The 14,152-nt window shown below is 40.4% G+C and carries 15 protein-coding genes; 9 read left to right on the top strand and 6 right to left on the bottom strand.

From position 1 onward, the window contains the following. Nucleotides 1-630: 630 nt before the first annotated feature. Nucleotides 631-1,116: a hypothetical protein gene (locus SGI74_04625; GenBank protein MDZ4676776.1), complete on the top strand. Its 486-nt coding sequence runs from the start codon at nt 631-633 to the stop codon at nt 1,114-1,116. 79 nt (nt 1,117-1,195) lie between these two features. On the opposite strand, the gene SGI74_04620 is transcribed toward SGI74_04625, so the two are convergent. Next, entirely contained in the window at nt 1,196-3,688 is a 2,493-nt protein-coding gene (locus SGI74_04620; protein ID MDZ4676775.1) for an acyl-CoA dehydrogenase, read from the bottom strand. A 188-nt stretch (nt 3,689-3,876) separates the two neighbouring features. Between SGI74_04620 and SGI74_04615 the strand changes: the two genes are divergently transcribed. From SGI74_04615 to SGI74_04595, 5 genes are all read left to right on the top strand, one after another. Continuing rightward, nucleotides 3,877-5,469, top strand: coding sequence for a S8 family serine peptidase (locus SGI74_04615; protein MDZ4676774.1), 1,593 nt, complete (start codon nt 3,877-3,879; stop codon nt 5,467-5,469). A 72-nt stretch (nt 5,470-5,541) separates the two neighbouring features. Beyond that, the gene (gene msrB, locus SGI74_04610) at nt 5,542-5,940 is read left to right on the top strand and encodes a peptide-methionine (R)-S-oxide reductase MsrB (protein ID MDZ4676773.1); all 399 of its coding nucleotides are present in this window, start codon (nt 5,542-5,544) and stop codon (nt 5,938-5,940) included. A 35-nt stretch (nt 5,941-5,975) separates the two neighbouring features. Continuing rightward, nucleotides 5,976-6,926 carry a putative sulfate exporter family transporter gene (locus tag SGI74_04605; protein ID MDZ4676772.1) on the top strand — a complete coding sequence of 317 codons (951 nt, stop codon included), beginning with the start codon at nt 5,976-5,978 and terminating at the stop codon, nt 6,924-6,926. Then, nucleotides 6,914-7,489 (top strand): cysteine dioxygenase family protein, encoded by a 576-nt coding sequence (locus SGI74_04600; GenBank protein MDZ4676771.1) that lies wholly within the window; start codon nt 6,914-6,916, stop codon nt 7,487-7,489. The genes SGI74_04605 and SGI74_04600 overlap by 13 nt, the downstream gene beginning before the upstream one ends. A gap of 13 nt (nt 7,490-7,502) precedes the next feature. Further along, entirely contained in the window at nt 7,503-7,970 is a 468-nt protein-coding gene (locus tag SGI74_04595) for a PaaI family thioesterase (protein ID MDZ4676770.1), read from the top strand. A 20-nt stretch (nt 7,971-7,990) separates the two neighbouring features. On the opposite strand, the gene SGI74_04590 is transcribed toward SGI74_04595, so the two are convergent. Next, nucleotides 7,991-8,197: a response regulator gene (locus SGI74_04590; GenBank protein ID MDZ4676769.1), complete on the bottom strand. Its 207-nt coding sequence runs from the start codon at nt 8,195-8,197 to the stop codon at nt 7,991-7,993. Between the two features lie 17 nt (nt 8,198-8,214). After that, the gene (locus SGI74_04585; protein MDZ4676768.1) at nt 8,215-8,388 is read right to left on the bottom strand and encodes a hypothetical protein; all 174 of its coding nucleotides are present in this window, start codon (nt 8,386-8,388) and stop codon (nt 8,215-8,217) included. 181 nt (nt 8,389-8,569) lie between these two features. Between SGI74_04585 and SGI74_04580 the strand changes: the two genes are divergently transcribed. The 3 genes from SGI74_04580 (at nt 8,570) to SGI74_04570 (ending at nt 11,067) form a co-directional block, all read left to right on the top strand. Beyond that, complete coding sequence (locus tag SGI74_04580) at nt 8,570-9,538, top strand: nucleotidyltransferase (protein ID MDZ4676767.1); 969 nt, start codon at nt 8,570-8,572, stop codon at nt 9,536-9,538. Beyond that, nucleotides 9,535-10,314 carry a metallophosphoesterase gene (locus SGI74_04575; GenBank protein ID MDZ4676766.1) on the top strand — a complete coding sequence of 260 codons (780 nt, stop codon included), beginning with the start codon at nt 9,535-9,537 and terminating at the stop codon, nt 10,312-10,314. Before SGI74_04580 ends, SGI74_04575 begins: the two co-directional genes overlap by 4 nt. A gap of 75 nt (nt 10,315-10,389) precedes the next feature. Continuing rightward, nucleotides 10,390-11,067: a carbonic anhydrase gene (locus SGI74_04570; GenBank protein ID MDZ4676765.1), complete on the top strand. Its 678-nt coding sequence runs from the start codon at nt 10,390-10,392 to the stop codon at nt 11,065-11,067. Nucleotides 11,068-11,074: 7 nt separating this feature from the next. Here the strand turns inward: SGI74_04570 and SGI74_04565 are convergent, their stop codons facing one another. Genes SGI74_04565 through SGI74_04555 form a run of 3 tightly spaced genes read right to left on the bottom strand, consistent with a single transcriptional unit; the run spans nt 11,075 to nt 14,140 of the window. Beyond that, complete coding sequence (locus SGI74_04565) at nt 11,075-12,343, bottom strand: dicarboxylate/amino acid:cation symporter (protein ID MDZ4676764.1); 1,269 nt, start codon at nt 12,341-12,343, stop codon at nt 11,075-11,077. Beyond that, complete coding sequence (locus tag SGI74_04560; protein ID MDZ4676763.1) at nt 12,340-13,545, bottom strand: MFS transporter; 1,206 nt, start codon at nt 13,543-13,545, stop codon at nt 12,340-12,342. The genes SGI74_04565 and SGI74_04560 overlap by 4 nt, the downstream gene beginning before the upstream one ends. Before the next feature lie 7 nt (nt 13,546-13,552). Then, nucleotides 13,553-14,140: a TIGR00730 family Rossman fold protein gene (locus SGI74_04555; protein MDZ4676762.1), complete on the bottom strand. Its 588-nt coding sequence runs from the start codon at nt 14,138-14,140 to the stop codon at nt 13,553-13,555. Nucleotides 14,141-14,152 lie beyond the last annotated feature (12 nt).

Raw genomic sequence — 14,152 nt, 5'->3', positions numbered from 1 at the left:
CGGTAAAATTATGTTTCAGGTTGCGCCATTAAAAAATGTGGCGTTGCAGCGATAATGTCACCATATTAAAATTAAAAAATATTATCTCTCATCATATTCATACTTACATATTCGTACTTAAATATTCGCGTTTACATATTCGTACTTATATTTTCATGCGCATATATTCGCGCCAACATATTCACGATTCAATCTATCAGGTTTTATTAAAATGAAAATGTGGGGAGCTTAGACGATGCACTTCACTATCACCATCCCAAGAAACCTTGGTAAAATTGCGATCATCCTTTTCCAAGCCACTTCGGCAAAATCGCACTCATTATTTCACACTGTACGGATCAGCAGCTCTATTTCAAACCCACTTCCTTAGCCACCTTTAGAATTCACCTATAGCTTTCCAAGAAAATCAGCCTAAATATCATGATGGCTCAAACCTAAACGGCGTTACCTCTGACTATAGGCCCAGTGAAGAAGCTTAGGGTCTAACCGCCCCCTTTTCTCATCTTTCGAGTACCAATGAATCAATTAGTCTTTGTTGGAATTTGTAAGTTTTTTAATATTGCTTTTAAAACTCAATACAGGCAAGTCTTTGATCAAAATCAATAACAATTAATCCATTAGGGGGATTCAATGAAATTAATGATTCTTGTTGCAACTGTTCTCATGAGTTCAATGGCCGTCGCCGCTATGCCTACAATTGGTGACTACGCACAATATGAAGTGACTGTCACACAAGGTGAAGCACAAAGTGCAATGACTTTCGAACAAGAGATCACAGCTTTTAATCAAGCCTCTAACAGTTACAGCGTTAAAAGCACTGTAACGAGCAATGGCCAAGTTCAAACACAACTTCGTAATGTAGAGTCAAACAGCCTCTTTACAACCGAACTTGTTACTCAAGCTCTTGCTAACTGCACACAAGCTGGCGGTCAATCTGAAAGTGTGACAACAGCTGCTGGAACATTTGATACCTGTGCATTACCACTTACTGCAAGCAACGGTGTAACTGGAAAAATTAATGTCGGTCTTGTTGCATTTGGTGTGGTTCGTTCAGAAGTTGTTAGCGGCAATCAACGAACCCTCGCAGTTTTAAAATCACAGCGTTTAGGCCAATAAGAATAAATTTTAATTAAGCATTAAATAAATAAGGCTACCTGAGAAGGTAGCCTTATTTATTATTAATCATATTTTATATTTAAGCTTCCATTCGCTTTATACGCGGCTCAAAAGCGGGTTTGTCTTCAGGCTTTTTATGTCCTAAGAATTCCTCTTGTGAGAAGTCATCAACTTGGATTGCTTCCCAACGAAGTTTTTCAGAACGAACAAGATCAGTATGTTCATCTTTAGTAATGATTCCTTTTTCAAGCGCCACGGTTAAAAGCTGCGCTCCTTTAACTTTTGGAATCAGCTTTGTGTGAACGGCTTTACGAATCTTTCGTTCAATTTCTTCTGCTTTTTTACAAACCTTGAAAGCCTCTTCTAACTGAGCAAAATGTTCGCTTGGATTTGTAGGAATAAATATTCCTTCAGCCATGCGATCTCTCTGTGCGCTGTCAGTCATCACAAGTGTTGCGATTTTATGACTATGATCATCGGTATCTCGATTTCCGAGAGTATTTAAACCTGACCACCAGCGTATAGGGCCTTTGAAAAACCATGACAAACCAGGAACACTGAGGTTTGAGAATATTCCGTCAAAGGCCTGTTGCATTTCATAAAATGCGTAATTCATTGTGAAATGCACAAAAGGTAAATCTTCTTTACGAGAACCATCTGCTTGGTAGCGTCTTAAAATCGCAGTTCCGATATACATCCAAGATAAAATATCTGCAAAACGGCCCGTGATTTTTTCTTTTTGTTTAAGAGTTCCACCCAGTGATGCCATGGCAATGTCAGCCATGATAGCAAAGCTTGCCGAAACCCACGAAAGTTTTCTGTAATAGCGGGCCAGTGATCCACCAACGGGGTTTGCCACTAAATAACCGCGGGTGATACTTAAGAGTACGGAGCGAAAAAGATTTCTTACGACGTGGCCGATGTGCCCCCAGAATGCACGATCAAAAGCTTTTGTATCACCCTTTTCCATGGCGTTAACTTCTTTAAATGCAAACGGGTGAGCGCGCATAGCGCCTTGCCCAAAGATAATCAAAGTTCTTGTGAGAATGTTAGCTCCCTCAACCGTGATACCAATGGGCATTGTGAGATAACCATGTGCTAATAAATTTTTGGGTCCTAAAGAAATTCCAGCACCACCCATAACATCCATTGCATCGTTGATGGCTTTACGTGAAAGTTCGGTTGAATGATATTTGGCAATTGCAGTAACAACTGGTGGTTTGATTCCTTTATCAAGTGCACCCAATGTGAAACGTCTTAGGGCTTCACAGATATAACTAAAACCTGCGATGCGTGAGAGCGGCTCTTCGATACCTTCAAATTTTCCTATTGGAATTCCAAATTGTTTTCGAATGGTGGCATGTGCGCTCACCACACGTAATGACATTTTTGTTCCGCCAGAATTTTGCGCAGGCAATGAAATTCCGCGACCCGCTGAAAGACATTCCATTAGCATCTTCCAACCCTTACCAGCTCCTTCGAGTCCGCCAACAATTACATCTTCAGCATTAACGATGACATCTTTACCTTGTGTAGGACAATTGTAAAACGGAACCGTCAATGGATCATGACGTCGCCCAAGCACTACACCTGGTGTGTGTGAAGGTATAAGTGCGCAAGTAATACCAATATCAGTTCCTTTTCCTAAAAGATTCTCTGGATCTCTCAGTCTAAAAGCAAGACCCAGGGTTGTTGAAATTGCAGCAAGTGTGATCCAACGTTTGTTCCAATTAAGTTTGATTTGAAGTTTTCCGTTAGTTCCTTTAAATAGAGTTCCCTCAGAAACAATAGAACCCGCATCACTACCGGCATTGGGTTCAGTGAGTGCAAAACATGGAAGTTCTTCACCACTGGCTAATTTAGGAAGCAGATGTTTTTTCTGAGCATCTGTACCGTAGTGAATGAGAAGTTCGGCAGGCCCCAAAGAGTTAGGAACCATAACTGTGATGCTTAAAGGAATACACCTTGTCGCAAGTTTATGAATAACTTCACTATGCGCCATGGCAGAAAAACCAAGACCACCATATTCTTTTGGAATAATCATTCCCAAGAATTTTTCTTTTTTAATAATCGCCCATGCTTCAGGTGGAATTTCGCGAGTTTTCCAAACCGACCAATCATCTACTAATGTACATAACCTTTCTACTGGACCATCAATGAACGCCTGCTCTTCAGATGTGAGTCTTGGATAAGGTTCATTCATTAATTTTTTAAAATCAGGCTTTCCAGAAAAAAGATCTCCTTCAACCCAGACCACACCAGCTTCTAATGCTGTTCTCTCTGTTTCAGAAATGCGCGGAATGAATTCCATGATCTTCATTACTTTCATGATCACCGAAGACACAAGCATTTGTCTGATGGGCTTAATGTTAAAAACCACCGCGATGACTGCAAAAACAGCCAATACCCAAACCGGGGCATTAAAGCCGATGAGCAATGCACCTACGACAATGGTCCAAACAATGAATGGTGCTCCTAAAAATCCAAGCGCAAGAACAATGACTAACATTGTTATGAATGCGACTCGAAAATTATCACCAAGAAGTATTCCAGAGTATTGTGAAATGAACATAGTGTCTCCTGAGAGAATAAGTTAATAGGCCGTGCCAAAAATATTGTATAACATCTCACTAGTAAATGTCGCACAAATCATTATGAAAACTCGTCTCGCTTTAGGTCTTGCGCCATGCATATTTGTTAGGATCGCCCGGAAAACCTTGCTACGATTTACTTATAGGACATGAACAAGGAGAAAAATTAATGCCTTTTCGGATATGGAAGTCCGTAGGTTTAGCAGCAATACTGTTATTTGCAACAACCTCCGCACTAGCCTCGCAACGTTACCTCATTCGTTACAAGACAAACACTCTCGTTAAATCCACCACCTTTTTAAAAAGCTTTGGACTCGAGCAGCGACAAGAAATTCCACAGCTCAATCTCGTAGTCGCTGAAGCGCTCAATACAAAGGGTTTTTTAGAGGTTGGTCTTAAGCAACTTCGCGCATCACCAGATGTGCTTTATGTTGAGAAAAGTTTCAAAGTTCACACATTTTTAAAACCCAATGACCCGAAGTACAACAGTCTCGACGGACTTATTCGTACCAATATTGAAACTGCGTGGGAAACCACAACGGGTAGCAGTTCAATTATTGTTGCGGTTACAGATTCAGGCGTTGCACTTAATCATGATGATTTAAAAAATCGTCTTTGGAAAAACACACGTGAAGTTCCAAATAATGGTAAAGACGACGACAGTAACGGTTATGTAGATGATTATGAGGGCTGGGATTTTCACAGCAACGACAACGATTCAACCGACGCATTGAGACATGGTACCCACGTCTCAGGAATCATCGGTGCTGAAGGTAATAATGGCGTCGGTATTGTCGGAGCCAATTGGAATGTTCGTATCATGCCGCTTAAATTCTTAGATGACTACGGTGGCGGAAATATCGAAAACGCTGCAGCTGCAATTATTTATGCTGCTGACAACGGAGCTCGTATTATTAATGCAAGTTGGGGTGGCGGACCAGAATCTCAGACAGTAAAAGATGCCATTGTTTATGCAAATAACAAAGGCACATTATTTGTAGCCGCCTCCGGTAACGATCAAAATGACAATGACGCAACTCCAACTTATCCAGCTTCATCTGATATTGATGGAATAATTTCTGTTGCAGCTTCTCAGTCTAATGGTCAACTTGCAGGATTTTCAAATTACGGTGGTACAAAAGTAGACATCGCGGCACCGGGCAAAGATGTCTATTCAACACTTTTAAATAATGAATATGGAGTTTTGAGTGGGACCTCTATGGCCTCACCCATGGTAGCGGGGATAGCAGCACTCATTTTATCGGTTGAACCAGGTCTTTCAGTCCGCGATTTAAAAAACGCAGTATTAAATAGTGCAAACTATAATAGTGGTTACGTAAATAAACTCGCTACATCTGGTGATATAGATGCAGTTGTAGCAATTCGACAATTGTCGCAGGGCTTTCAAGTTTGGCCAGCACGCATGAATATTGCCAAAGGGGCTTCGTTCACGTTCACAGCATATAAAGCAAATGGTGCTGTAACGTGGTCTGTAGATAATGCAGCACTTGCGAGCATTGATGCAAACGGTGCGCTCACAGCTCTTGAAAATGGCGAAGTTAAAGTAACAGCAAAAAATGCAGCTGGTGCTATTGCAAGTACACTTAAAGTCACAATCTCTGATGGTACCGGTAGTGGAGGTGGTGGCGCCCCGGGTTGTGGAAAATCCTCAAGTCAGTCGTCAGAGGGCATTCCCACAGCCATGGTTGGATTAGCACTTCCTTTTGCTTTGGGTGCAATTTTAAGACGCAGAAAAAAGTAATTTAAGTTATACAAGTAAAAGCTTGGGCCATCTAGTAGTCTAGATGGCCTTTTTATTTAAGGAGTAAAACTAATGACTGATAAAAACATCAAAGACAATACTTACTGGCGAGATAAACTCACATCAGAGCAATTTAAGATTGCCCGAGAAAAAGGTACTGAACGCGCCTTTTCGGGTGAGTATTACGACTGCAAAACACCAGGTACTTACACTTGCATTTGTTGCGAGAGTGAACTTTTTAGTTCAGAAACAAAATATGATTCTGGAAGTGGCTGGCCAAGTTTTTGGAACGCTCTAGATAAAAAAAATATTGAACTCAACGTTGATGAGAGTCACGGAATGTCTCGCACCGAAGTTTTATGCGGAAAATGTGGGGCACACTTGGGGCATCTATTTGATGATGGGCCAAAACCTACCGGGCAACGCTATTGCATAAATTCAGTTTCGCTGAAATTAAACCCAAAGAAATAATTGTATTCCAATAGTGCTTCCGATATTGAATAGACATGAATGATAAATTTAAATTCTCTTTTGTCTGTGTAATTCTCGTAACTTTGTCATTTTACCTATCAGGTGGTGTCATGCTCATTTTAGGCATCATCACATCTCTCACTATGGGTAACCCCTTCATCACTTATACTAAAAAACTCACACCCCTTATGTTTGGCATCGCGATCACAGGTTTTGGTGCCGGCATGGAGCTCAATAAAGTTCTTCAAGCGGGAGCGCAAGGCTTAATCTATACAATCATCGGAATTTTTTTAACCATGGTTGCAGGAATACAATTAGGCAAATGGTTGAAAGTTAATCAAGAAGCATCGCTGCTCATTTCTGTTGGTACAGCCATTTGCGGTGGCAGTGCCATTGCGGCATTAACTGCAACGCTGAATGCAAAAAATGAAAACACATCTATTGCCCTTGTAACCGTACTTCTACTTAATACTTTCGCACTTTTAACATTCCCGATGATTGGGCATGCACTAGATCTTAATCATGCACAGTTTGGTTTATGGAGTGCACTTGCGATTCATGACACAAGTTCCGTAGTAGGTGCAGCTTTGCAATACGGCTCAGAATCACTAGCAATAGCCACACCTGTAAAATTGGCCAGAGCATTATGGATAATCCCGGTTTCACTTGTGATTAAATATTTCTACTCTGATAAAAAACATACTGGAGACACAAAAGCAAAAATTCCATGGTTTATTCCTGGCTTTTTACTCAGTGCAACAGTTGTTACTGTGTTTCCTGTACTCGCTGAGACTGGGCGCACGGTTGCTTTTCTAAGTCAAAAACTCTTAATAGTAGCTTTGTTTTTCATTGGTGCTAATCTTACTAAGGCATCGCTCAAAAACATAGGTGTGAAGCCTTTCATCCAAGGCGTAATTCTTTGGGTTGCAGTGAGTGTCATAACTCTTCTTGCTATAAGAACTGGATTTATTGAATGGAAAATTTAAAAAAGAAACTCTTAGCACTTAAAGAAGATGAGTTTAAGCCTGAAACTATTCTCAAATTTCTTCAAGACGCAAACATAACTAAAGACAGCGTGAAAAAGTACGTCCATTTTGAAAAAGCAACTTATACACGAAACCTTGTTTGCAAAAATGCGTTTTTTGAAATGATTATTTTATGTTGGGAAGCCGGACACTCAACCATGATCCACGATCATGCGGCTCAAGGTTGTTGGATGACTATGATTGATGGCCTCATCATGTCCGATGATTTCAAATATATTGCACCCGCATCATTTACTGGGTCATTAGAAAAAATTTCGTGTGCAAGTTTTAAAAAAGGTCAATCCTACTATATCGACGATACGGTTGCGCTTCACTCACTACGTAACCCTGTGAAAACACATCAAAGAGCCATGACACTTCATGTGTATTCAAAACCATTTTCTTCGTGCATGGCTTATGACTTACAAAATAAATCAGTGAATGAATTAAATCTCGTTTATCACAGCCTACAAGGTAAACGCGGCGGACCTTGGCCTGCAAAAGAAATTAACCAAGCACTCTAAAAGGGGGAATTCTTTGATTCAAGAACAAAGCCTTCAAGAACGATATGCTCTAAAAAGTATTTGCTTCGGTTGTGGGCCTGCCAATGAAAAAGGTCTTCACATCAAAAGTATTGTCAAAGGTGATAAAGTCATCGCAACATGGCATGCCCAAAAATACCATCAAGCATTTCCGGGTGTATTAAACGGTGGAATAATCGGAAGCCTACTAGATTGTCATTCCAATTGGACAGCAGCATGGCATTTAATGGAAAAAACCAAACTCGCAGAACCGCCCTGCACAGTGACCTCAGAGTATGCCATTAAACTGATGCGCCCGACACCGGTTGATAAGCCCATTGAACTTGAAGCTTGGATCGTTGAATCACAAAATGATCGCGCTACTGTTGAGGCCAAACTCATTGTTGACGGTAAGGTCTGCGCTACATGTCGTGGAATTTTTGTTTCCGTAAAACCAGGTCACCCAGCATTTCACCGCTGGTGAAGTTCCCGCGCTAACTCTTGCTATTCACGATTTGCAATTGCTTCTGAGATTTTTTTAATTAGCGTGTCACCACTAAATGGCTTTAAAAGCACACCATCTGCACCTTGATGTACCACATTTTTTAACACTTCTTTTGTAACTGCACCTGACATGAGAATAAACGGAACATAATGAAACTCACCAACACGTAATTTCTCTAATAACGCAAGGCCATCGCCATCACTCATCATCCAATCACTGAGTACTAATTTAACTTCTGGCCGACCAAACTTTTTTTACGTTCATGAAAAACCTGAAGTGCTTCGTTACCACTTTGGACACATTGCACGGCAAAGCCTTTACGCGCTAATAACTCTCCAAGACTTTCACGTAATTCTTTTTCATCATCAACAATAAGAATGACAGCTTCTTCGCTCATCAATGTTACCTCTTTAAAGATTATAACATGATTTATACGCACAGAGACCAGAACTTGATTATCCAAAGTCTAGTCACTGTACTGACTGTTAAAACAATGTGAATAATTGTTGCTCAAAATTTGTAATAAATTTTCTGGCGCAGAACTTGAATAAGCATGGTTCTTTATTTAAGGAGGTCAAATGGAGCCAGGTAAAAATAATCCCTCTCATCAAGTAAGTGCTAGACACACTGAAGATGGAGATCGATTTAATCGTACACTTTTTGATGCCTTAGATGCCCTTGAAACTGCAAAACTACCCTACGCACTTATTGGTGGCGTTGCAGCAAGTGGTCTAGGCCGTCCCAGATCGACACATGACATAGACATTTTTGTCCGACCAGAAGATGCTGAAGCTGCAATTGACGCATTGGCTAAGAATCATTTTTTGACAGAAAAAACTGATTACAATTGGCTTTTTAAAGGCTGGAAGGAAGACATCCTAGTCGACATCATTTTTAAATCATCCGGAGATATGTACTTCGATGATGAAATGCACAAACGTGCAAGAGCCATCAATTTTCATGACCGACAAGTTAAAGTCGTTGCACCTGAAGATTTCATTATTATCAAGTCAGCTGTTCATAATGAAATTGGCCCACACCATTGGCATGATGCTCTAGCTGTTTTGTCTCATGCTCATCTCGATTGGGAATATTTATTAAAGCGCGCCCGACGTGCCCCGAGAAGAGTTTTAGCTTTGCTGATTTATGGCCAATCTAATGACATTCTTGTGCCCAATAGAATTATACAAACACTTTTTAAATCTATTTTTGAAGATGATCAAGCTCATGCACAAAATGCTGTTGGGTCTTTTCAACAATCGACAAGCCCACTTGGTGGATTCTCACTTCATAGGCGGGTTGAAAATGATGTTTACGTTGTGGGTCGTATTAAAGATGCATTAGCCCAAGATAGTCGTACCGGTGATCAAAATATAAAAATTGTCGCAGAACAAAATCACATTCTTGTTCGTGGAGAATGCGCCAGTGAAGAACAAAAACTAGCCATTATTGAGGTAATCAAAACTATTGTCCCAGCATGTGAAGTCGATAATCAAATCACCGTACCTGTGCTTCCTGGCCCAGAAGGGGCTGAGGCCGTCGTATGATACGAATTGCCGCAGCAGGAGATATTCATTTTGATCGAAATTCTCAAGGCAAATTTAAACCTCACCTTGAAAATTTAAATCAAAAAGCTGATTTACTCTTACTTGCTGGTGATCTCACTCAGACGGGTCATGCAGAAGAAGCAAACATCCTTGCAAAAGAACTTCATAACTCACCCGTGCCTGTATTTGCTGTTTTAGGAAACCATGATTTTCACACAGATCAAGTTCCAGAGGTTTGTAAAATTCTTGAATCTGCGAATGTGAATGTTCTTGAAAATAAAACCTGTGTCGTTGAAGTTCAAAAATCTGCCGTAGGTATTGTCGGCCTCAAAGGTTTTGGTGGTGGATTTATGGGGGCTTGCGGTAGTGACTTTGGTGAAAAAGAAATGAAAGCGTTCATACATCATACTAAAATCCTGGCTCATGGCCTGCACGATTCACTTCTAGCAATGAAGACAGATTATAAAATCGTACTGATGCACTACTCCCCCATTCCTGGAACACTTACTGGTGAGAAAAAAGAAATTTACCCCTTTTTAGGAAGCTACCTTTTTGCTGAAGCTATTGATGCCGCAGGTGCAGATATTGTTTTTCATGGACACGCACACAGAGGAATTGAAAAAGGAGTAACACCTGGAGGTATTCCTGTGCGCAACGTCGCTCAGCCCGTTATTCGACATATTTTTAATATTTACACTTTAAATAAAGAAGGGATCGTAAGTCACTCAAGTCATTCACCACAAAACAGCGGGCCCAACGTCGCGTTGAATTTCTAAATCTATCCAGCCCTTCACAATTTGTTCACCTTATGTCACCATTATATTATAAACAAAAATTTAAGGGGCGATGCCATGGAATATTTTCGACACCTCATCACATTGTTGAGTTTTCTTTTTTTCGCTTACGCCGCCACAGCAAGTGCTCATGAATCTAATCACACAGTAAACGCAGACGCTGCCATTGAATTACTAAAAAGTGGGAACACTCGATTTTATAAAAATAGAATGAGAAAAGATGGCAACTCAACCGATGATCGAAAACGTTTAACCAAGGGTCAACACCCCCACACAATTGTTTTGTCATGCTCTGATTCACGGGTTCCACCTGAACATGTTTTTGATCAAGCCTTAGGTGAAATTTTCACCATTCGTGTTGCGAGCGAAGCAATAGATTCATCTGTACTCGCAAGTGTTGAATTTGCAGTTGAAAATTTAGGTTCAAAATTAATTTTAGTAATGGGTCATACAAGTTGTGGCGCTATCAAGGCAGCTCTTAATGCAAAAGAGGGTGAAAGTAATGGCAGCCCAAGCCTTGATAAATTAATTGGCGACATCAAACCCCGCATCAGCTCCGCGGCACGTGGTCCTGCAGAAACTGATGTCGCTGAAGAAGCTTCTATAAATGCAAAAGGAGTTGCGCGTGATCTTGCAAAGCGCTCAAAGATTCTTGAAGCTAAAATTAGTACCGGAAAATTAAAAATAGCTTCGGCACTTTATTATTTAGATACAGGTAAAGTTGATTTTCATTAAGCGGTTACTACACAACTAATTTTTCTTTTTTCCCTGAATTAACAAGTGCTGCAATTACTAAGTCTCCACTGACATTCACTGTGGTACGGCACATATCTAAGAATCTATCGACTCCCAAAACCAAACCCATACCTTCAGCGGGAATGCCGACAGATTGGAGTAAAATCATAATGAGCGGTAATGAACCACCAGGCACCCCAGCAGTGCCGATGCCTGCAAGAATTGACATCAAGACCACTTGAATCTGTTGAGCCAGTGTTAAATCAATATTGTATACTTGCGCTAAAAACAGAACTGTCACGCCTTCAAAAAGTGCTGTTCCATTTTGATTCGCCGTTGAACCAACGGTTAAAACAAATCGCGAGACATCGGGTCTCAGCCCAAGCTTATGTTCCGCTGTGTCTAAGGCCAGGGGCAAAGTCGCATTGGATGAAGCTGTTGAGAATGCATAGAGATAAACTTCTCGGCATTTTTTAAAAAATTCAAATGGAGAAATTTTACTCATTGTTTTGAGCATCGCTGAGTAAACAACAAATTGTTGAATTAAAAGACCGAACACAACAACAAGTACGTAAGCTAATACAGATTTAAATACGCCATGCCCAAATTTAAATGTCGTGTTGAATACTAAACAAAACACCGCATAGGGTGCAAGCACCATGGCAAAATCTACGACCTTCATACATACAGCAAAAATCTGTTCTAAAACTGAAATCAGAACATTTTCTTTTTTCTCTCGTCCAGCAGAAAGGCTTAGAGCAAATCCAAAGATAAGAGCAAAAAACATAAATGCAATCATCTCACCATCAAACGCTCGAACAGCTGCATCAAGTGGATTTTTAGGTATGAGTTCAACTAATATTTGGGTCAGTGGTTTTGCAGCATCCGCATTTTGTTGAAGTTTTGTAACTGATGCCGATTGCTGACTAATCAAATTAGAGTCGAGTGTTAAACCTCTGCCGGGTTGAAAAGCATTTACCAAAAGTATTCCAATGAATACTGAAAATGTGCTGGCAATAAGTGTAAAAAACATTGTCCGACCAGCAACGCGCCCTAGGCCACGACCTTTTCCTAATTCAAATACTCCAATGACCATGGCAGAAAAAATCATAGGTACAACGATCATAAAAATCAGTCGTAAAAAGATTTGTCCCACAGGTTGCAAGAAGTTGGTGTTGACCTGATTAAGCCACACGACATCAGAATACGGATGCAGTAAAACGCCTGCGAGCATTCCGAGTACCAAGGCAATTAAGAGTTGAACGTGTTTTTTCATAATTCTTCCTTAAGTGGTATGAGTCGTGAGCCAAGATAGAGGCTAAGCAGAGTAGCCGCAACTGAAATATAACCAACCACATTATAGTGTAAAAGCTGCCCGGTAGCAGATTTAACAATAATATTTCCCGCCATAAATGACGCAATTCCGGAGGAGAACTGCTGCACCGATGAATTAAGGGACATAAAGCTACTTCGAATTGACGGCTTAACAGTGATTGAAATTAAAGACATGGCCGTAACCGCTCTACCTGAAACAAAGATCATAAAAAATGTAGTGATAAACATCCCCATGAATAAAGAAATTTGCTGAAGATTTGTTACTATCGCTATGGGAATGATAGAAATTATAGCTGTGATTAAAAATACTCTATATTTACCGAATCGATCTGCACATCTACCAATGAATGGCATTGCAAAAAGGTTACAGGCTCCACCGGCGAAGTAAGTGTAAACCAAATCCGCCTCAGCAATTCCACCATTAGCAACTAGATAAGGGCTTAAAAAAGGAATTACCGAAAAACTTGATAATCCCAAAACTGCGAACAAAAGCAGGCCACGAACATTCTCTGGTGCAGTAAACAAATCAGTTATTGTTCGAAGTGGATGTTTTGCTATGGGCGACAAAGGATGTTTTTTCATACTAGGCAATACATAATAAGACATTGCCAAAACGGGCACACCTAATCCGGCTAAAATAAGAAAAGGCATGTGCCAATCCCAATGTGTGCCAAAATATAATCCGATGGGAACTCCAAGAACAGAAGCTGAAGGAAACGAAGCCATAACTAATCCGATGGCGGCACCTCGTCTTGGCCCGGGTACGACATCGCTGACAATTGCTAAACATAAACCACTCAGTACACCACCAAAGCCACCTGTAATAATACGCGCTAAAACAAGAACTTCGTATGTTTGAGAAAGGCCGCACGCAAGGTTGCCGAGCATCATACCAAAATAAAGAACGAGTAATGATTTTTTATAGTCAAAGCGATCAATAAATGCCGCAGCCAAAAGACCCATGGCACTTGCACTAAAAATATAAGAAGACACAACTATACCAAATTGTTTTGGAGTAATTGAAAGTGTGCGCATGAGCTGTGGTCCAAGGGGCATGATCAGCATGAAATCTACGACATGCATAAATAAAATTAAGGCAAGCGTAAGAATCAATGGGCGTTCTCTTAGAGTTGTAACATTCATTATTTTGTCAACTTTCCATAAATCGTGATTTTGGTTCGAGATTGTTTGTGGCAGCAATATAGTCGTCAAAAATTTTAAGTAAGTCTTTGGCATTTGATGCAGCAAACATCATCTCGTGATTTTCTTTACGTATTAAACCTTCAGCATTACAATTGTTGATAAATTTAATAAATAAATCATAGTAGCCCACGATATTAAGTAATCCTGAAGGCTTTTTATGAAAACCAAGTTGTGACCAAGTTAATATCTCACAAAATTCATCTAATGTGCCAAAGCCACCGGGTAACGCAATAAAGGCATCGGAAAGTTTTTCCATCAAAGCTTTACGTTCATGCATGGTTTTGACTACGTGAAGAGTCGTTAAGTTTTTATGGGCCACCTCACGATCAACCAGATGTTGAGGCATTACACCAATGACTTCACCACCTTTTTCAAGCACGGCATTGGCAATAGCGCCCATGATTCCGATGCTAGCACCGCCGTATACTAGGCCGATCTTTTTAGCTGCTAAAAGATGTCCAAGTTCTTTGGCTGCAGTTAGATACTCAAGTCGATTTCCTGGATTTGAACCACAAAAAACACAAATTCTTTTCATGCCTCAAATCAC

This window comes from Oligoflexia bacterium (assembly GCA_034439615.1).
GTDB lineage: Bacteria > Bdellovibrionota > Bdellovibrionia > JABDDW01 > JABDDW01 > JAWXAT01.
The sequence above is the reverse complement of the archived record's forward strand: the minus strand, read 5'-3'. Positions and strand labels throughout refer to the sequence as shown.

Coding starts and splice junctions, on each gene's coding strand:
- SGI74_04625 (MDZ4676776.1), top strand. CDS start 631: ATGAAATTAATGATTCTTGTTGCAACTGTTCTCATGAGTTCAATGGCC.
- SGI74_04620 (MDZ4676775.1), bottom strand. CDS start 3,688: ATGTTCATTTCACAATACTCTGGAATACTTCTTGGTGATAATTTTCGA.
- SGI74_04615 (MDZ4676774.1), top strand. CDS start 3,877: ATGCCTTTTCGGATATGGAAGTCCGTAGGTTTAGCAGCAATACTGTTA.
- msrB (MDZ4676773.1), top strand. CDS start 5,542: ATGACTGATAAAAACATCAAAGACAATACTTACTGGCGAGATAAACTC.
- SGI74_04605 (MDZ4676772.1), top strand. CDS start 5,976: ATGAATGATAAATTTAAATTCTCTTTTGTCTGTGTAATTCTCGTAACT.
- SGI74_04600 (MDZ4676771.1), top strand. CDS start 6,914: ATGGAAAATTTAAAAAAGAAACTCTTAGCACTTAAAGAAGATGAGTTT.
- SGI74_04590 (MDZ4676769.1), bottom strand. CDS start 8,197: ATGAGTGATGGCGATGGCCTTGCGTTATTAGAGAAATTACGTGTTGGT.
- SGI74_04585 (MDZ4676768.1), bottom strand. CDS start 8,388: ATGAGCGAAGAAGCTGTCATTCTTATTGTTGATGATGAAAAAGAATTA.
- SGI74_04580 (MDZ4676767.1), top strand. CDS start 8,570: ATGGAGCCAGGTAAAAATAATCCCTCTCATCAAGTAAGTGCTAGACAC.
- SGI74_04575 (MDZ4676766.1), top strand. CDS start 9,535: ATGATACGAATTGCCGCAGCAGGAGATATTCATTTTGATCGAAATTCT.
- SGI74_04570 (MDZ4676765.1), top strand. CDS start 10,390: ATGGAATATTTTCGACACCTCATCACATTGTTGAGTTTTCTTTTTTTC.
- SGI74_04565 (MDZ4676764.1), bottom strand. CDS start 12,343: ATGAAAAAACACGTTCAACTCTTAATTGCCTTGGTACTCGGAATGCTC.
- SGI74_04560 (MDZ4676763.1), bottom strand. CDS start 13,545: ATGAATGTTACAACTCTAAGAGAACGCCCATTGATTCTTACGCTTGCC.
- SGI74_04555 (MDZ4676762.1), bottom strand. CDS start 14,140: ATGAAAAGAATTTGTGTTTTTTGTGGTTCAAATCCAGGAAATCGACTT.